We start from the raw sequence: 19,600 nt of genomic DNA, 5'->3' as shown, positions 1-19,600 counted from the left end.
AGGGTATTCGTTTAGAAACGTACATTCATACCAACCCAGAAGTTACGGGCCTTATCTTTGTTATTGAAATCATCAACGTAAGATGCAGTGTATCCGTTTTGACCATTGTCGTCAGAGACACAAGTTGTGCTAGTGTCACTACATTCGGTGAAGACAATATCGTATGAAGTAAAATCTTTATCAAACAAGTTATTTACTCGCATGTTGAAGGTGACAAACTCACTCGCCTGATAAGAACCACCAAGATGGAACACGTTATAACCCTTATAGTAGAGTGCAGCATCATTAATGATATCCCAAGAGCGATAACGTTTAGCACGGTATTCAGAGGTCAAGAATACGTTAAATGAGTCAGTCAACTCCCATTTTAATGTCGCGTTTGCCATATGCTTGGCACTGTTGCCGAGTGGACGGCCTTGCTCTGCACCGCTTTTCTGCTCGCTATCTGTGTAGGTATAATTAGCATTTAACGTTAAGGCATCTAGAATTTCCCAACGTCCCGCGAGCTCAGCACCTTGAATAGTAACTTTATCTATGTTGACTGTTTTGCTACTGACTGCATAACCTAAATCAGCATATTCACCCGCATCGGAACATTCTATGCTCGTACCTTTACCACAGGGTTGTGAAGCAATCTTATCGTCAAAGTCATTTTTAAAGATAGTGACGTTAAAATTATGGCCATCTGGATGGGACCAATACAGGGCGACTTCGCTGGACACACTGGTTTCAGCTTCGAGATCTGGGTTACCAAATTGCGGTGAGGTTCCTTGGCCACCAAAGCCAACGACACCATCATACAATTGTGTGGTTTTAGGTGTTTTAAAACCTGTGCTCACCCCACCCTTTACAGTCCACTCATTATTAATGGTGTAAACGCCGTATAGACGTGGGCTGAGTTGGTTGCCAAATATTTCATGATCATCATGACGTAAACCCGCAGTAACAGATAAATCAGAAGTCATGCTCCATGTATCTTCAGCAAAAACAGACCACATATTGTGTTCTTGTACTGCGCCCGGCGTACCTTCTTCCATACCAAATACACCGTCTTTCAACTCACCACGAATCACCTGCGCCCCCGTCACTGCGACATGATTTCCTGCAGCTTCAAATGGAATATCGAGTTTCATATCAAGCGTATATTGATTACTTGCCATTTCGCGTTTAGGTCTAGGCAGGAAAGTGGATTCAGCAATCGCTTTACGTTCGGCTTCAGTCATGCCGGTGTAATCCCCTTTACCATCAATCATCTGCAGTAGTAATACTCTTTCAGCAGTGGTAAATGGCAGTGTGCGGCCATTATTTTGTGTGTCTACATAGGATAGTGACACAAAGCTTGTACCAAAATCCCAAGCACCTTCATGGGTTAACGCCCAAGCATCACGGGTAAATTTTTGAGTCTCGCTGTAACCCGCTCGCGGATTTGATCGTCTTGCCCATTCACCACCGCTGGCTAGACAAGCAGCCTCACGGGAACCTACGCCGCCTTTACAGAAGTTACTGGCAATCCAGAGACTATCGATATTATCAACAGTACCAAGCGGATACTCGCGTTCACCGTTATCATTGATCAGTGGCGTATTATCATAATCTTGAGATGAGGAATCTAAATCAAACCAAATTTTGTGATGTTCATTTAGCGTCCAACTTAAACTCCCACCTAACATATGATTTTCGTTATCGACGGTTTTACCGCCACCACCAAAACCGAGTGAACGAGTGCGTACTTCTCCATTGGGATAATCTACTGGTGCATACTCTGGTGTAGACCCCATTCGATCATAAATACTGCCATGAATCGATAACCCAAGAACGCCTTTAATGAGGGGACCCATCACGCTGAAATCGGTAGTGATATCTTCGCCATAGGCATCATTGGTTTGATGAGTTCGGCTGTGAGTGATAGAGCCAGACCATTCGTCGCCCACTTTTTTAGTGATGATGTTCACCACACCACCTAGAGCATCTGCACCGTATAACGTTGATGCTGGCCCACGAATAACTTCAATTCGATCAATAGCATCAAGTGGTGGTACATGACCAAATTGATTGCCACCAAAACTGTTTGGATAAATATCACCATGGTTATTCTGACGCTTACCATCGACAAGGATTAAGGTATAGTCAGATCCCATACCGCGTAGACTGATGGTACCTTGCCCTGTTTTATCACGGGTTTCACCAATATCAACCCCTTCCAAGTCACGCACTGCATCTAGGAGAGTGGTATAAGGTTTTATCATCAAATCTTCTTGGGTGATAACAGAAATACTGGCAGGTGCATCAACCAATTTCTGTTCATATCCAGAGGCAGTAACAACCATAACTTCCATTTTTCTGTCGGGAGCCTCTTCGGCTTGGACAAAATTACCCGCAAATACAGCGGTAATGGCAACTGCCAAGCAAGTTTGACGAAATAACATAAACCTCTCCTGTTTAGTAAACTTAGTTTACAAATGTAACCAACAAATGATTTCGCGAATGATAATGATTAACATTAGTGAGATCAATCAAAAGTTGAATGCAACAGAAATAACATTTACGTTTAGTGAAATTGATCGTAATTTGCTTACATTCATCGCTTGAATGAACTACACGACAAAGGGGGCTAACCCCCTCCATTCACCGCAAAAAAGATGATTAATTGATTGAAAAATATGAAAAAAAAGTAAACACTTTATCTAAAAGCTTTATTTAAGCCGTTCTATCTGAGCCACCCATCGCATTATCTGAGCCATCGCGTTATCTGAACCATAGTTACATTTTATGCCTTACTATTTCGAACAGGGCTTAATTGCAGGTTTCCAATACAAGGGGATAACGATGCCACAGACAAGAAGATGTAGATAAAGTGAGAAGATATGCCAATGTACTACGAGTCTAGCCAAGTGGTAAAAAGAACCTATTGGTGCTGAAAGGGTCGCTTTGAGAAAACTTAATTTCATTATGTATCCAGCAATCTTAGGGCACTAAAATTGGGCAGTATTGATGAACATCATTTGATGATCGTCTATACCGAAGAGAATTCTTCATCCCATTTCAGAGTGGTATCAGCACTGAAAAATGTTATAGGCTAAGTATCATCTGTTTATATTACGAAATATGGCCATTTGTATAGATAACACTGGCCCCGAATTTTCATCAACCGATGTGAAATCTTAATAAATACCTTTTACGTTTATAAAGTAATCACATTCCAGAAAGAGTTTTTGACATGAACTTTGAAATTATTAGTGAAGAAAATAACGCGATTGTGGATGCGCTGGTAGACGGCGTTCGGCAATATAATGCTGGGCTCTTAGGACCAGAGAAATCAGTACCTTTGACTGTCATTGCACGTGATGAAGCTGGCAAGTTGATTGGTGGTGTGGGTGGTCGAACTATCTATAAAAACTTCTTAATCAATGTCGTCTGGGTTGATGACCAAACCAGAGGCACAGGGCTTGGACGTAAACTGATGGCACTTGCAGAAGCAGAGGCGAAAAAACGCGGTTGCCTAGTAGCCCAAGTGGATACCTTATCGATTCAAGCCCCTGTATTCTATGAGAAACAAGGTTTTGAGATCATAGGCACAGTCACCACGACACCTGAGCGCTACTTTATGGTGAAAAAGTATTGATAATTGGTAAAAGTACTATTGATAAAAATGCACAAATAATATCAATGACTATAAACAGACGAATAAAATAGATTTACTCTATAAAAAAGGAAATTAAATGAAGTTATTTCTTTCCACAATAATATCTTTTCTTATGTTTGGCTGCATGTCTTATACTTCATCGATACCAGAAGGGTATACAGGAGAGCTTGCTACAATTGATGATAGTTTTCAAAGACTAAGTCGAAGTAAAGCAAGTTTTTATTATATAAAGCTAATCGATGGAGAACCTATCCATAATAGCTTAACAGCATCTTCAGCGGCTTCTAATGGAAAAGGCTCGCAATTGATTGCAATGGGCGCATCAAGGTCGATTCCAATCAAACCCATAAACTTATATCTCATCGGCCAAATCCATCACTCCGCTCCAATCGGATATATTTTTAGCTCAACCTCAAACTATATCATTGAGGGAGAAGTTAATTTTACACCGAAGAAAAACGAAAAATATCTTATTAATGGGAGTTTAAGTGAAGATTACTCTGCGGTATGGATAGAGGATATTAACGGAAATGTTGTATCAAAAGTTATTGAGAAAAGAGGCCTATCTCATGTTTCAATAATTGACTCAGGTCTTCAACCCAAAAAGATAGAACTTTCAAAAAAAGAATTATTCCTCAAATTGGCTAGCGGAGAAAGTGAAAACTTGGTTGTTTCAAAACTAGGCAAGCCGGACAAGATTACCAAATATGGTGGAAATTTCCTGATAGAAAAACCACCTAGCGTAACCTATCAGTATGAAGGCCTTGGAAGTATCCAGTTCAGTGAACAAAAGTCAGCAGCTCTCTTTATCGAACGAGTGACCCCAAACATTGAATGGTCAGATGATATATCATCAATAAAAATGCAGTTAAACAGCACAGGAGCAACATTACAGAGTTTAGCCAAAGGCTATTATCAACAAGATCATATCAAAATAGAGGTGCTAGATTTATTTGCTGAAAAAATCTGGACTGAGAAAAAGAATGAAGATCCCTACGTGATCGATGCTGTTTCTTGGCTTTGTAAAGTGTTAGCCAAAAGCAATAACTCACGCTACAGGTCAATATTACAAAACATTGCAACTGAGGCAAACGAAAATAAACTACGAAAACATGCCAAAAATAGCTTAGACCTATTACCAGTCACGGATGTTGATCAATTCATTCCAACGGAAAATAAATTTTACTGAAAATGAATTAAAACGTGTTTGTGCCTAGTGTTAACTAGGCTTTTATATTAAAAATTGTAAATACTAAACCTTATTTTAGTACAATCTCACTTCAATTTTATATTGAGTTAATTGGCAGTGATTCTATGTAGTTTAATTATGTCGTCAGCAAACATAGACTTACCACAGACTTCTTTGGGGGGAATGTTAAAAGTAGCAATCCAAGACAAGCTGCTGAAAACCTGTTCACCTTTAGTGGCGACCTGAAGGTCAAGTATGAATTTAGCAATGATCGAAATGGGCATTTTGCATGCACAGTAGACCAATCTGCTCTTGGGATAAAATGGCGCACTCCAGCGCCTTTTTTGTATTCGCGCGGCTGACTTGCGCATCGCTCAGTTGCGTTATCGTCGCAGAATAGGCATTGGTTCGACCACAATCGAGCCAAATATCTCCAACTTGTACCCAATAATGTTGCAATGCACCTAAGTCAGATAAAAACTCGACTTCAAATCCCCTCGCCTCACATTCATGGTGAGCGCACTCAGATAGGACCAATCTCAAGTTGTCCCAAGCCGATAAATTCACTTCGGCATAGGCCGTTAATAGTGACTCAACAAATTGTACATTCATGTATTTATCTCCGTTATTTAACCTGAACTCGGGTTATTTACTCAGTAGAGATTGAATCCTTAATTTCTATCATCGAACAACTAAGCTTGGGTCTTTGCCGCCATTAAATAATAATCCCTTGCTGAAACGGTGAAAAAGTCCACAACCTGCATGTGCGCTTTACCCGAGTGAGCGGCAAAGGAACGTTCATTATCTTCAGCAATAAAGGTCAGCATATAGCTAAAATGCGGAGCAACTTGGCGACGAACTTCATGGACTAATGCCTCGAAAATCCCTTGCCCACGGTAGGCTTGCTGCACCCATATCGGCCCGTATTGGCAAGAGTTGGCCTTAGTTAATTTAGGTCCATCCCAATCGAGTTGCCCTAAACGATTCAACAAAGTGCGGTAAATGGGCCAATGTTCGAAAAATCCCCAACGGCCTGCAATCACATAACCGACGATCTGCTGCTCAACCTGCGCCACCACGACCCAATGGTGCTGCACTAATTCGCTCAGTTCACCGTGGGAAAAAGCTTGTCCTTGTAACCCCATACTGGCAGAAGCTAATTCATCATTAAGATATTTTTTCTCTAGCATCGCTAATAAATCAACATCTTGAGGTAAGGCTAGTCTAATTTTCACAGTATTCTCACAGCATTATTTCGGCTTTTGGCCCAATTTCAGCCCGCCAGTATACTCGGTTGGGTTAATAGGCACAGCAAGAACAAGGCAATATTTAGGGCTTTGATTTGCTAAATATCCTTTTATTTCCCAAACTTAATGGATATTTAGCCATATTTAGGCATTTGTATGTTGCCAGAAACCATTAATCCCAACTTGAGTTTACTTGATACCGATAATCAACAAGTCAATCTCACACGCTGGATGCACCAATGTGAGCTAATCAACAGCTATTACAACGCCAACACGGTTTTCATATTCCAAAAAATCAGTGCAGGGTTTGAGATCATCGTCAGTTCAATCACTGAAACACCGCAATTTACCGCAGGCACTTTATATCCACCAGAACTCGAACTCTTCAAACAGATACAAAACAGCCAACCTGACGGTTTATATCAAAACCTCGGCAGCTTTATGTTAGAGGATTTACCAAGGGATTTTGATGGTATTCAGCATATTCTCTCACGTCCTATCGCTTGGCCGGATGGTAGCCAATTTGGTGCCCTGTGTGTACTCAACCCGCATATAACAGAGCCACTAGTCAATGCTGCTATGCTCGAACCATTTCAGATATTGCTGCAACAGGAATTATCTCTGCTGTGTCAGAACCATAGAATTGAATCCCTTTCGATGCGCGACCAAGAAACCGGCATGCTCAATCATTACGGTTTTTTGATGATGGCGCCAAGACAGCTCAATTTAGGCCGCCGCTTTGGTGCCCATGCAGGCATCATCTTCTTTGAATTACTGAGTCCGGATAACACGCCCATCCCCCTCGAAGATAATCACCACAGGCTGTTAGGCAAGTTGATCCAAGATACGATACGGACCGCCGACGTTGCCGCCCACTACAACACCAATCAATTTGTGGTACTGGCCTTTGTGGATGGTGAACGAGATATTCAACATATTATGAAGCGGGTAGAAAAACAGTTAGAACAGCAAAACCACCAGCTTAAACTCGATGCGAGTTACAGTTTCTTCACTCCAGAATCCAGCGCCAAACTTGCACCTATGATGGAACTCGCACGGGGTAAACTTGATTCAATGCGCCCACCTGTACCCCAAGCCGCAGACACGCCAGTAGAACCCGCCATTGACTCAAGCTTGTACGATAATCCCGCCGCAGATTCGACAGAGCTTTGATTTAATGAAATTTAGGCTTAATTAGGCAGTACAAAATTACTTGGAATGCTCATCTTGGTGCTTCGCCCATTGGATAAACAGCACCACAGGATAGGGCGACATTAAGACTAATCCTAAACCAATCAGACTTGAGATCAATAACATGCCGCTTATCTCTAGACTCCATTGCGTCAACATATAAAACCCAAGTCCACAAACTAGCATCAATACACCTAACCAATGTAAAAACTTCAACAAATTCAGAGTACTTTTAAATGAGCCTGTCATATAAACCCCTTTAGATCTTACGAAAAACTTGTCACACTATGGCCATAATCATGGAAAAAGGAACCGCAACGATGTTAAAACAAACATTCATCTTAGGTGCATTACTCTTAGGCATCACAGCCTGCCAAAGTGCCGATATAGCCCCAAATGATACCATTCCATTAGAAGGCCGCTGGCACATTGAAATGGTTCAAGGCCAACCGACTATCGATTACAGCCCAGCGCAAATCACCTTTGAGGCCGAAGGTAAATTACATGGCAACAACAGCTGCAATAACTTTTTCGGTCAATATACTCAGCAAGGCGAAGAGCTTAAGCTATCTCCTGCCGGTAGCACAATGAAAGCCTGTGTGGATGCCCTAATGCAGCAAGAGCACAAAGTGATGCAAGCTATGCCATTAGTTACCAAAGCAAAATTAGTGCAAGGCCGACTTACCTTACTTAACAGCGACGACAAGCCAGTGTTAGTGTTAAGCCAAATGAAGTAACCATAAAACTTGTCAGCATAAAAAAACCGCCAATGGCGGTTTTTTTAGTTAACGAACCAGCAATAAAAGCTCCCTATGCTTTGACACTCTTAGCCGCTGCAATTTCGAGGGCGATATTCTGTTCGGCGATTACGGCGCTTTGATCTGTGTCGGCATTATAATGCGCCATATCCAACTCATCTTCAGACTTTGCAATGACAGTCGTCGCCACTAAGTCACCGGAGACGTTTACCACAGTACGCACCATATCTAAAATACGGTCAATTCCCGCAATCAATGCCACCCCTTCTAAGGGAAGCCCTACGGTTGTGAGTACTAAAGTCAACATCACTAAACCCGCACCGGGCACACCCGCAGTACCAATAGAGGCCAACGTCGCCGTTAAAATAATGGTGAGATAATCGACGACAGTCAGGTCGATACCAAACGCCTGTGCCACAAACAGCACTGTGACCCCTTGGTATAATGCTGTGCCATCCATATTGATTGTGGTGCCTAGCGGTAATACGAAGCTAGAGATCTTCTTATGAACCCCCAAATTTTCACTCGCACACTTCATACTCACAGGGAGCGTGCCCGCAGAGCTCGATGTGGTAAACGCCACTAACATGGCATTGCTAATCCCTTTAAAAAACTGCAGCGGGCTTAACTTCGCAAATCCGCGCAGTAAAAAACTATAGAATCCAATCACATGAATAATACAGCCAAGGTACACAGCAATAATGACTTTGATCAGTGGCCAGAGCATATCAATCCCATACTCCCCCGCTACCCAAGCCATTAGCCCAAATACACCGTAGGGTGCGAGCTTCATCACCATGTCGGCCATTTTATACATGGCCTCAGCTAAACTTTCGAACACTTTAATTGCAGGTTTTCCATGCTCGCCAATCAGCACTAAGGCGATACCTAAAACAATCGCAAATACTATAACTTGCAAAATTTGCCCGCTTGCTAAAGCCGCAATAGGGTTCGTCGGCACTATGTCGATCAAAGTATCGACTAAAGAAGGTATTTCTTTGGCAGTTTGAGTCGCGCCTTCTACCAATGACAAACCTAAACCAGCACCGGGTTGAAGAACATAACCGACAATTAAACCGATAGTGATCGCAATAGCCGTGGTAAAGAGATAAAACGCAAAAGATTTAAAACCAATACGCCCCATCTTGTTCGTATCTTGCATCGAAGTGACGCCCACAATCAGTGAGCAAAACACCAATGGCACAATCAGCATCTTAATGGAATTAACAAACAAGGTGCCTATCGGCTTTAAGTGAGTCGCTTGCTCGCCGAAGATGATGCCCACTAAAATACCTAGCACCATACCGATAACAATTTGCAGCCACAGCGGCACTGACATCCAGCGAGACCAAACACGGCCTAATGCTGACGACTTTTGTTTTGTCATATTGATAACCTTGAATTCGAAACTATGATGGGGCAAAGACCAAAACTAGCGCGCTAGTTTCTCAGTCTAAATGGGGCAATCGCCGAGTCTAGCAGAGGGGTTTTAATCGAGGGATGATCTGGGTCACGTTGAGCTAAACCGCCTTAAAATCAGCAATATTAACTAAACCAAGTTTGTTAAATTGGCCGCTTAGATGTTAGTTTTCCTGCTTAAGCATCAAAATATTCTGTGACTTTTTTTGGTGCTATTTGCTGACGATAAAGCGACGCAGGCGGTTGCTCACGCTCAATCAAATAACTCCAATAATCGTCATCAAAACCACTGAAAATAAAGTCGGACTTACCGTTAGCTTTTAAGACCAACCACCACCAAACTAAACCCCATAAACCGAAGCTCAACAGCGTTAAAATAAAATGCAGAAGATGATTTATCTGTTCATCAGCAGCAATATCATAGACGGGTAAAATTTTAAGTTTATAGCGGCGAGTAGACTTAATAAATCCCATCATTAACTCACTTAGTTCAGCGAAAGGACACTAAAGATAAGCCTAGCAGATAAGACTTTAGTCGTACAAATATCCACGACAATAAATAATATCAGTGCCTAACCTGCCACTGCCAAACTCGTTATCCCTCGTCGTTCCATGATAAAGTGAATCACAAAATGTTGTTTACTAAACAAGAGCGGTATTGCCAAATAACCGCCTAGGAGTTGTAGTATGTTGATTCGTAAAGCTAAGGCTCAAGACCTAATCGCCTTAGTGCAGTTTAATCAGGCCATGGCCCAAGAAACCGAAGGCCTAGCCTTAGATGAAGCGACACTGACTCGAGGTGTGGGCACGCTACTTGAGAGCCCGCAAAAAGGGTTTTACCTGGTCGCTGAAATCGCAGGTGAGCTAGTCGGCTCGCTCATGGTGACATTTGAATGGAGCGATTGGCGTGCGAAGGATTATTACTGGATCCAGAGTGTGTATATTCGCCCGAAAAATCGTCGCCAAGGCATCTATGCCAAACTCTACAGCGAAGTCAAACAACTGGCCGAAGCCAATGGTGGTGCCGCCAGCTTCCGTTTATATGTCGAGCAAGAAAATCTCGCCGCACAGCAGACCTATCAAGCGTTAGGGATGAAGCAGAGTTACTACTTAATGTACGAAGAAAAATAAGCGATTCAAATGTTATACGTAATAAAAAAGGATCGGGCCAATGGCACGATCCTTTTCTTTTTACGACTCACGATTCACATTCAAACCGCGTTCCTACTAAGATTAAAACTTAACGAAAGAAGCCAAACAGAATAGCCGTCATTGCCAATAAACCCGCTATAACCACGAAGATATTGCTGATGCGACCACGGTGCGCTTTTAATGCTGGCACTTTATACACAGCATACATAGGCATCAAGTACAGGATAGCCGCGATAATTGGGCCACCTAAAGCTTCAATCATATTCAAAATACTTGGGTTTTTGATTGCCACGGCCCAAATCGTCACAAACATAAACACCAGAATAAATTTGTTGATTTTTTGCTCTGAAATGCCTTTTTTATTCGTGTCTAACTGCTTAACAATAATCCCCTTCATGCCTTCTGTCGCGCCCATGTAATGGCCAAAGAAAGAAGACACAATCGCGATAAAGGCGATTAATGGACCAAAGTAGCTCACAAAACCACTTGAATGCACGTTGGCAAGATAAGACAAAATCGGTAGATTCTGAGCTTTCGCTTCGGCCAATTGTGCTGGCGATAATGACAACACACAAGAGAACACAAACAACATCACAAAGCCCACTAACATCATGGAAGTATTACGTAAAATAACATCAGCTTTGCGAGAAGCATTCGCGCCATGGTCACGTTTCAATGACACAGAAAACTGTGAAATCGCTGGAGAATGGTTAAAGGCAAACACTAAAACTGGAATCGTTAACCAAACTGTGCCTAAAAATGCACCCGCTTCTGGTACAACGAGTAAAGCATCCATTTTCCATTCAGGGATCAGGTAGATAGACATAAAGGCCAAAATACCCACCAGCGGATACACCAGCAATTGTGTCACTTTGAGCATGAATTTCTCACCTGCGACCATTACAGCCATCATACCGAGGATCAATACACCCGATAGAATGAAGCGTGGTGGCGATGCCATGCCTAACTGATTGACGATAAAGCTATCAACAGTGTTGGTAATACCCACACCGTAAATTAATACAATCGGGTAGATAGCAAAGAAATACAGTACGGTAATGGCTTTACCCGCGCCAACACCAAAATGCTCTTCAACTACTTGAGTAATGTCGCTACCAGGAATGCTTGATGAACAAACAAAACGAGATAAACCACGGTGGGCAAGATAGGTCATAGGACCAATGATCACTGCCATTAACACAAGAGGCCAAAAGCCGCCCATGCCCGCATTGATAGGTAAAAATAAAATTCCAGCGCCAACGGCAGTGCCGAACAAACTCAACATCCAAGTCGTGTCTTGGCGAGTCCAAGGTAAGTGTTTCGTTGAATCTAGATTCTGTGTGCTTTGAGGTGTTCCAAGAACACTGGTCGCATCTTTTTGCATATAAAAGTTACCTTACGGTGTGACTAGCATAATAAATTCGCGCTAAGGATAACCAAAAAAAGCCCATAAAAGTTGATCTGACACGGCTTTATGTAAGGGAATTTCATAATAAACTGATATTGAGATCTAGATCGCTGATTTAATGTAATAAGTTTTCAATACAGCATCAAAACATATACATAAAAAGCCACTTAAAAACACAAGGTATTCACCTCAAGCGAAATCCAGTGACATTGCATAAGCGCCGAGAAAAACAGCTAACCGGGCATGCGTCACAAAAATCAACAAAACGAGACTAGTCGCCGCATGCTCGCACCTAAGGTAGATCGAGATCACAGTCGTTAATGTTAAATTTTTACAAATCGCTATCAGTCGCAAACACGCATAAAAAACGGCTCATCCGGATTCAACTCCGAAGTGAGCCGCTAACGATTAAAGCGCAAAATCTGACTTATGGTTTTTGTAGTGTCAGCTCAGTCGTCGACACTACAGCAGGGGCTATGTCAGCCTCTTTGAACAACAAAGGACGGAAGCTTTTAGCACTCGAGTACAAGATACTTTGATCAGCAAACGCAGGCGTTAAGATATTACTCGACTCAGAGTAAGTTAAAATTCCCCGCGCCACAGGCCCCTCATCGGTAAAGTTCACCGCCATCATCCAACTTGAACCATAACGCACTTGGTATCCTTTCGCCGTTAAGCCAGAACTCATCGCCTTGCCTGTGACTACATCCATCACAGCAGCGTATTTGTGCTGCGGGATCAAAGTGTCATCACCCGACAAACTGGTTGAAAACACGTTGAATCCACCTTCAGCATTATGACTACCCGGCCAAGGTAAACGCGACCCACTTGGCGTTCCATCTGGCAGAGATTTCTCCACAAATTGCACATCCCCTAATGGCGCATCTAAGGCAAAGCCTGCGGCCTCAAGGTTAAGCGCACTGTGAGCCAAGGCCTTTAAGGCACTGCCATCCGTAGTCAAGGTTTTAGGTGTCGTTGCCGCATTAGCGGGATCGAATCCTTGAGTCAACATAGTTGTTTGGCTGAATAGATGGGCAAATTCACGTAGTAAAGCACCACCTTTACTGTCGTTATCTTGCTTACCGTTCCACGCCTTTAATGCCGCACAAGCCGAAGAGATATCCTTAGATAAACTCGCCGACACAACCACAGGTGTACTGCCTTGGGCATCACACTGGGCAATCAAGTCAGGCAGCACTAACTCGGCGAGATAACTGCGATTCGACAGCACAGCCGCTTCGAGTTCTTCCAAGCTGAACTTGCCATCAGCCCCCGCGGCATCCTGCATTAAACTCAAGCCCATCCGTGTACGTAGTGATAGCTGTCCGGCCTCTGCGCCGTACATAGGCGAGAAGTAAGTCAGCGGTTCATTCAAGTTGGTCGACCAAAAGGAGTCATTGGAGTTTTGCACAAAGTCGCTGCGCTCAAGCTTGGGCGCACGCTCATAGGGCGTAGGAGCATCGAAGCTAAACAGTGAAGTGTTACCGGGTAAAATCGTAAATCCGGCTTTTGCCTTAGCCGCTTTAATATCCGGTGAGGTTTTTAACAACACGACTGCCGATTCGGATAATCCTGGCACAGTTGAGTCGTCGATATAGAAAGCATTGCCCTCTTTATCTGCGTACATAGTGTTATTGAAGATGACACCATCGTAGTCCTTAAATGCCTGTTGGAACTCTTCTTTGTTCGTCGCCATGTTCATGGCTAACCAATGGTCAACAGGGTCCATAGTCCCCATATTGGCATCTTGGATCATAAAGGCACTGCCATCATCCCAACCGAAAGGCGCTAAAGCGGGAGGAGCTTCGACCATAGGGCCTTTGGCCGTAGTATAAATATCTTTCTCGGCGATCAGCATGCCCGCAGGACCTGCATTCACTAGAACCGATACTGTCTCTTTGGTGATAGGCATAGGTTTACCATCAAACAAATACTGCATCCGATCACCAGAGACTAACTCAAGGTTATACATCACAAAATGCTCAGCAGTAGAGAAGGTATGAGTCCAAGCGAGATCTTTATTGAAACCAATATTAATCGGTCCTGGCATACCCACTAACGAGCCGCCCATCATATCTAAATGCCCTGGGATCGTAATATGGGATTGCCAAAAACGCAGGTTACCCGTATGCGGGAAATGCGGATTACCTAGCACCATGCCCTTACCATTTTCGGTTTTATCCTTGCCTAAACCCCAACCATTTGAACCTAAATCGCGGGGATTGGTCTCTGGTGTCGTGATACGAGCCGCGCGGGCAATCAACTTAGACTGCATATCGGCCACAAACGCAGTTTGGTCTTGGCTAGGCGCAGGCCCAACGATACGCGGCATGTATTCCTGTGCATCTCCTGGGTTAGCGTAAAAAATCAGATCGAGAAAGTTAGCTGCGCCCGGTAATAAGGCGATAGAAAACAAATAAGTCACCACATCTTCTGGCACTATGGGTTTCACCCAAGGCTGACCGCCACAGAAAGGTTCTGCCGTTTGTGTGCCTGCTTCGACATCAGCAAGATATTGGTTATAACCAGAGGTAAAACCTTGGATAAGTGCCCGAGAGTTTTCACTAAATTTCGGCCATTTTTCTTCGGCTTGCGCTCTGATCTTTAGCGCTTTATAGGCAAAATCTGAGATAAGGTTACCGTTATCTTCCGCCGTAGGTTGACCCGTAGTGAAGTCAATCGACGCATGGGGACCAAAGTACATAGAACGCTGTGAGTTCGCCTTGATAAAACCATCGGCTAATACACATAAGTTGTCCTGTGCCTGCGCATAACCGCTGCCAAAACCTAAACTTTCTAAGTTGTCAGCTTGGATATGCGGCACGCCATAGGTCGTACGGCGAATACTGGCTTTGAGTAAACCATTGGGGGCAAAAGTTTGCAGTTGAGTTTCAGGTTCGGTAGGCGTAGTGCTATCTTCGCTATCGTTACAGCCGGTCAGTATTACACCGCAGGCCATTCCCATAGCAATCACGAGTTTGTTGAATTTCATTATTATTATCTCTTGGTTTTGGTTCCTTCAATGACATAGCCTTACTGCCTATTCCAGCCCAAATTACTGAAGGAGCAATAGTTGCATGTCGCTTCCTAGTCCCTAAGGCTGGCTATTGCCTCCCCTACTGTTGGCTTTTTTACTGAGCTTCGCCGACGACTGTGGCAGAATAGAAAACCCAAACGCTTAGACACCTCAGACCATTTAAGCAATGATTCAAACGAGCGTCCACATTAAAATCCAAAATAAATAACTTATATGCAACAAAACATTATTAAGATAAAAGTGGGTTCTAAAAACCCAGTAAAAATCAACGCGGCAACTAACGCCATGGCACAGCTGTTCCCTGAGAGCATCATAGAAGCCAGCAGTATGGATGCCCCTTCTGGTGTTGCGGCGCAGCCAATGACAGATCTCAACACTCGCCAAGGGGCGATCAATCGGGTGCGCTATTGTCAACAGCAGGACCCGCAAGAGACTAAAGCCGACTACTATTTTGCGATGGAAGGCGGTGTCGATTGTTTTGACTTTGGTCCTGCCACATTCGCCTATATCGCTATTGGCCATAAAGACCAGCTTGCCATTGGCCGCAGTGCGATTTTACCTTTACCAATGCAAGTTTATCGGGCATTAGAAGCGGGGGAAGAACTCGGGGATGTCATGGATAGATTGTTCAATACAATCAATATTAAGCAAAAAGGCGGTGCTATAGGTTTACTGACACACGGCCATGCGACCCGTGAAAGTAATTACACCCAGGCGATTATTCTCGCCATGGCGCCATTATTGAATCCTGATATTTACACAGTAGATTGTTAGTAATATGTTGCAAGAGGAATTAAAGCCCGCTAACTTAGTTGTGACATGCAACCAAACCTATTCGACTATGGCTCAAACAGACGCACCATTGGCTCAAGATCCCGCGAAGCCTGTGACTCAAACTAAGCAAACGACTGAGTCAGGCTCATCCGCCCAACTCAGGCATTTGTCTCGCTATCTGGTGAGAAATTTAGGCATGCTCAACGCCGCCTTTGGGGATTTACCCCTTTCGCCCGTGCAAGCTCATGCTCTGTTTGAGATAGGCAAGCAGCCCCTGACCATCAAAGAGCTTGCCTGCAAACTTAGCATAGATAAGTCCAATGCGAGCCGCGCTATCAAGCATTTGATCGATAAACATCTTGCCCAGAGTCAGGTGCACCCACGGGACAGTCGCTGCTTAGTTGTGCAACTGACACCTGCGGGTAAGAAATTACTCGTTAAATTGGATACTCAGCAGAATCAATTATTCCAAGGGATCTTAGCCCAACTGACTCCATTGCAAACTTCACAAATCGAAGAGGCCCTCGTGTTATATAACCAAGCCGTACATAACGCCAAGCAGCAAAGTAGTTGTCACATTCGCCAAGCCACAGCCCAAGATGATGCCGCAATTGCCAAAGTCATCCGCGATGTTTCGGCCGAATACGGCTTAACCGCGGATAAAGGCTATAGCGTGGCGGACCCGACCTTAGATTGCCTAAGCCAGATCTACTCCCAAGCGGGCGCCAACTATTGGATTATTGAATTAGAGGGCCGCATTTTAGGCGGCGCCGGTATTGCGCCTTTAGCTAACAATGATGGCGTCTGCGAACTGCAAAAAATGTACTTTATGCCAGAAATCCGCGGCAAAGGACTCGCAAAACGCGTAGCGTTAATGGCACTCGATTTCGCCCGCGAAACGGGTTATCAAAGCTGCTATTTAGAAACCACCGCTGTACTAAATGAAGCCGTAAAACTCTATGAGAAATTAGGCTTTGTACATCTGTCAGCTCCCCTAGGGAACACAGGCCACGACGCCTGCGAAATGCCGATGCAGCGAGATCTTAATCAATAGGATATGAAGCAGAATTCCAATCAAAGTAACAATGCCAAACATGTCATCATGCAACTTGTTTGGCATTATCAATTTGTATCAAAAAATGTTATTCAAACAGGATCATTTTAATTATCAGTCTTAGGGCATAGTTTTTCTTAACTTAAATGCATTAAAATATGGCAATTTTACCTCACTCAATTTTTAATAAATTGAAAGGTGTTTGATACCATTTTGTTAACGGCATTAAATAGGGAACATTATGCTCAGTTGGATTTTTAGTAATAAGAAACTCACACTTCGGGAAATATGCCTAGATAACACGCTTTCGACCTCGGCTAAAATAAATAAAGTTGATCAATTTCTTGCCGATAGTGGAGATCTCAACTTTATTGATCTCAATGTTTCGCCCTGCAATATATTAGTTCCACTATCTTGCAGTCCTCAGTCCGATTTAGTGCTTATAAAATACTTGCTCAGCAAAGGCGCTAAAATCGAATGTAATGGTTTCAGTGCCTTGCATTCGGCTATTGAATATAACAACTCAGAACTCGTTACCCTATACCTAGACTCTAGTGCCAATCTTTACTTTCAAAATCAATATAATAATTGCTGGCTCAACTATCTATTTCATCCTAATCCGCAATATATCTATCAAGACCATCAACGTAGAGACATGATCGATCTTCTACTTGCAGCTAACTTAGATATCAATAAACCGGTGAGTTTTTGGACCAATGGTGAATTAAATCACCCACTAGAAATATTATATGATGAACGCAATAAAGATCTGTTCCTGCATATCATTAATAAAGATATCCCATTAGACATTGGCAAATTAAGCCTAATTGAAAACATTATTTCTTCGAGCGAATTTTGGGGAGTAGAAACATTTTCTCCCCTAGTTAAACGCTTCCCTGCATTTAAAAAGTCACGCTATATTATGGCCAACGATAGCAGCTTCTGGGATGATGCCAATTTACTCGAACTATGCGTTTACGCCAAAGCGCAAAACTACACTGAATACCTGTTAGACCATTATCCGCAGCTCAAAGCCGATTCTCACGCCAAAAGTTTGGTCTATGCGGCATTGACCTCAGAATTTGACCTTAGGATTATCAAAAAACTGATTAAGGCCACCGTCGATATCAATCGCATCTATAGGATGACACCGCCTGATGCCGACCATTCACCCTTGCTCAACCAATATATTAATAATGCCCAATTTACCGATCCGAATAAACGGAGCTACATCTACCAAGCCATTGAACTGTTGCTCAAATATGACGCTAATCCAAATGCCGAATTTGTGAATACGGGTAAACCCTATGAGATGTTAGTCTGGTCGAATTTACGACTATTGGTTTATCCAATGGTCGAAAAGAAAACCTTTCTGCCCGAGTTTTTCGATCTGTTCCTGCAATATGGTATGGATATCAATAAAAAATTTGGGGCGGTGGATGAACCAACCTTACTCACTATCTGCCAGCGTGGTTCAGGGAAAGAAGATCAAGCAACGCTTATCCAAGTGATGGAATATCTGCTCACCAAGGGGCTAGATTTAAGCCTCACCAATATCTACAACACTAACTATGTGTCCGCGGCGGCCATCTCCTGTCGAAGCCAACTACTTGAATGGCTCATTCACCAAGGCGGGGATATTTTTACCCATTGCGGTCACGATAACTCGCCCATTCTACACAAGGCGATTTCGACCTACTGGTGGGATGAAATTACCGGCCCTATGCGGCGAAAAACCGTAGAACTCTTACTGCGCCATGGAGCAAAGTTAGAAGAATTCTCGGTGGATGAGCAATTTACGCCATTAATGTGCGCCAGTTACTACGGCGCACAGTCCTGCGTAGAGGCGCTACTCGAACATGGCGCCAACCCCAATGCCATCAATGCCGAAGACACCACTCCTGCCCTTTGCGCTGTGATAGGTGGCAGTTCAATCGAGTTCCCCCGCTTTGAATCAACGGCGGTGCGGATCTTAAGACTTTTGCAGCAATATGGCGCCGACTTAACCGTGACCAATAGCTTCGGCAATAGCCCGCTAATAGCGGCTATTGAGCATGAATATAAAGAGATTTTCGAAGCGCTGCTGCAAATAGCCTCCTACAGTGAAACTCAGCTTGAGCAAGCACTCAGCAAAGCCCTGCCGCAAAGCTATTTCCAGCGCCGCCTGCAACAAACACTGGGGCGCGAGATACCGCCAGCCCCCACAACCATAGCCCACAATCGCGCAATACCAGCAACAGCTTCGAGCAATGCCGATCCTATGACGGCCAATCCGCAAGCATCTGAGGTGAATATGACACCTGCCCCCGTCAAGCAAACCAAATTAGAGGTGAGTAATGCGGCGGCAAATCGAGATCAAATCCCAACGCTATTCGATCTCAAAACCAAAGTGCAGAGCTTTTTTAAACTGATCGCCACCGATCCGACGATCACAGTTGAGCAACTCAATTCGGTGAGAGTCCTTATTGATCAATTGATAGAAAAGCTCGACAACTTTAGCTTTTTCCGCAATCAAGCGACAAAGGCCGAATTTGAGGAAGGTGTTCAAGAATATATCGATGAAACCGTCGAAGAAATTAACGGAATTATCGAGGATGATTATCCAGCGCTTACCGAAGCCTTAGTCGATTCAGTTTGGACGATTTTGCAGTACTTTAGGGTTGAGATTGATATCGAGACCGCACTTAGAAAGCGCTTTTGGTAACTGTAAGTCACAGATTAACGTCTC

At 43.5% G+C, this 19,600-nt stretch carries 16 protein-coding genes; 8 read left to right on the top strand and 8 right to left on the bottom strand.

Features of this window, described 5'->3' with window-relative positions; translation table 11 throughout:
• Positions 1 to 11: 11 nt before the first annotated feature.
• On the bottom strand, positions 12 to 2,426 hold the full coding sequence (locus KO533_RS12940) for a TonB-dependent receptor (RefSeq protein WP_212599759.1): 2,415 nt from the start codon (positions 2,424 to 2,426) through the stop codon (positions 12 to 14).
• 791 nt (positions 2,427 to 3,217) lie between these two features.
• Between KO533_RS12940 and KO533_RS12935 the strand changes: the two genes are divergently transcribed.
• Both KO533_RS12935 and KO533_RS12930 read left to right on the top strand, forming a co-directional pair.
• Complete coding sequence (locus KO533_RS12935) at positions 3,218 to 3,622, top strand: GNAT family N-acetyltransferase (protein WP_219254525.1); 405 nt, start codon at positions 3,218 to 3,220, stop codon at positions 3,620 to 3,622.
• 97 nt (positions 3,623 to 3,719) lie between these two features.
• Entirely contained in the window at positions 3,720 to 4,832 is a 1,113-nt protein-coding gene (locus tag KO533_RS12930; RefSeq protein ID WP_219254523.1) for a hypothetical protein, read from the top strand.
• Between the two features lie 261 nt (positions 4,833 to 5,093).
• On the opposite strand, the gene KO533_RS12925 is transcribed toward KO533_RS12930, so the two are convergent.
• Entirely contained in the window at positions 5,094 to 5,444 is a 351-nt protein-coding gene (locus tag KO533_RS12925) for a hypothetical protein (protein ID WP_219254521.1), read from the bottom strand.
• A gap of 80 nt (positions 5,445 to 5,524) precedes the next feature.
• Positions 5,525 to 6,067: a GNAT family N-acetyltransferase gene (locus KO533_RS12920; protein WP_219254519.1), complete on the bottom strand. Its 543-nt coding sequence runs from the start codon at positions 6,065 to 6,067 to the stop codon at positions 5,525 to 5,527.
• Positions 6,068 to 6,235: 168 nt separating this feature from the next.
• Between KO533_RS12920 and KO533_RS12915 the strand changes: the two genes are divergently transcribed.
• The gene (locus KO533_RS12915) at positions 6,236 to 7,252 is read left to right on the top strand and encodes a GGDEF domain-containing protein (protein WP_219254517.1); all 1,017 of its coding nucleotides are present in this window, start codon (positions 6,236 to 6,238) and stop codon (positions 7,250 to 7,252) included.
• Between the two features lie 36 nt (positions 7,253 to 7,288).
• Here KO533_RS12915 and KO533_RS12910 read toward each other — a convergent pair whose 3' ends face one another.
• A complete protein-coding gene (locus KO533_RS12910; protein ID WP_219234431.1) occupies positions 7,289 to 7,519 on the bottom strand; it encodes a hypothetical protein in 231 nt (76 codons plus the stop codon).
• 71 nt (positions 7,520 to 7,590) lie between these two features.
• Here KO533_RS12910 and KO533_RS12905 point away from each other — a divergent pair, with 71 nt between their 5' ends.
• On the top strand, positions 7,591 to 8,007 hold the full coding sequence (locus KO533_RS12905) for an META domain-containing protein (RefSeq protein WP_113939802.1): 417 nt from the start codon (positions 7,591 to 7,593) through the stop codon (positions 8,005 to 8,007).
• Positions 8,008 to 8,080: 73 nt separating this feature from the next.
• On the opposite strand, the gene KO533_RS12900 is transcribed toward KO533_RS12905, so the two are convergent.
• Together KO533_RS12900 and KO533_RS12895 are read right to left on the bottom strand one after the other, a co-directional pair.
• Positions 8,081 to 9,415 carry a dicarboxylate/amino acid:cation symporter gene (locus KO533_RS12900; protein ID WP_219254515.1) on the bottom strand — a complete coding sequence of 445 codons (1,335 nt, stop codon included), beginning with the start codon at positions 9,413 to 9,415 and terminating at the stop codon, positions 8,081 to 8,083.
• Between the two features lie 209 nt (positions 9,416 to 9,624).
• Entirely contained in the window at positions 9,625 to 9,921 is a 297-nt protein-coding gene (locus KO533_RS12895; protein WP_105250106.1) for a hypothetical protein, read from the bottom strand.
• A gap of 213 nt (positions 9,922 to 10,134) precedes the next feature.
• Between KO533_RS12895 and KO533_RS12890 the strand changes: the two genes are divergently transcribed.
• Positions 10,135 to 10,578, top strand: a complete 444-nt coding sequence (locus KO533_RS12890) for a GNAT family N-acetyltransferase (RefSeq protein WP_105250107.1) — start codon at positions 10,135 to 10,137, stop codon at positions 10,576 to 10,578.
• A 109-nt stretch (positions 10,579 to 10,687) separates the two neighbouring features.
• Here the strand turns inward: KO533_RS12890 and KO533_RS12885 are convergent, their stop codons facing one another.
• Together KO533_RS12885 and KO533_RS12880 are read right to left on the bottom strand one after the other, a co-directional pair.
• Positions 10,688 to 11,983, bottom strand: a complete 1,296-nt coding sequence (locus KO533_RS12885; RefSeq protein WP_028761640.1) for an aromatic amino acid transport family protein — start codon at positions 11,981 to 11,983, stop codon at positions 10,688 to 10,690.
• Between the two features lie 451 nt (positions 11,984 to 12,434).
• Entirely contained in the window at positions 12,435 to 14,999 is a 2,565-nt protein-coding gene (locus tag KO533_RS12880; protein ID WP_219254514.1) for an acylase, read from the bottom strand.
• A gap of 258 nt (positions 15,000 to 15,257) precedes the next feature.
• Here KO533_RS12880 and yjjX point away from each other — a divergent pair, with 258 nt between their 5' ends.
• From yjjX to KO533_RS12865, 3 genes are all read left to right on the top strand, one after another.
• Positions 15,258 to 15,818, top strand: a complete 561-nt coding sequence (yjjX, locus tag KO533_RS12875; RefSeq protein WP_219254512.1) for an inosine/xanthosine triphosphatase — start codon at positions 15,258 to 15,260, stop codon at positions 15,816 to 15,818.
• A gap of 4 nt (positions 15,819 to 15,822) precedes the next feature.
• Positions 15,823 to 16,872 (top strand): bifunctional helix-turn-helix transcriptional regulator/GNAT family N-acetyltransferase, encoded by a 1,050-nt coding sequence (locus KO533_RS12870; protein ID WP_219254510.1) that lies wholly within the window; start codon positions 15,823 to 15,825, stop codon positions 16,870 to 16,872.
• A gap of 241 nt (positions 16,873 to 17,113) precedes the next feature.
• Positions 17,114 to 19,576 carry an ankyrin repeat domain-containing protein gene (locus KO533_RS12865; RefSeq protein WP_219254508.1) on the top strand — a complete coding sequence of 821 codons (2,463 nt, stop codon included), beginning with the start codon at positions 17,114 to 17,116 and terminating at the stop codon, positions 19,574 to 19,576.
• Positions 19,577 to 19,600 lie beyond the last annotated feature (24 nt).

The organism is Shewanella sp. NKUCC05_KAH (genome assembly GCF_019345585.1).
Classification (GTDB): Bacteria; Pseudomonadota; Gammaproteobacteria; order Enterobacterales; family Shewanellaceae; genus Shewanella; species Shewanella oncorhynchi.
Note: the sequence above shows the minus strand (reverse complement) of the source record. Positions and strands in the feature narration are given on the sequence as shown.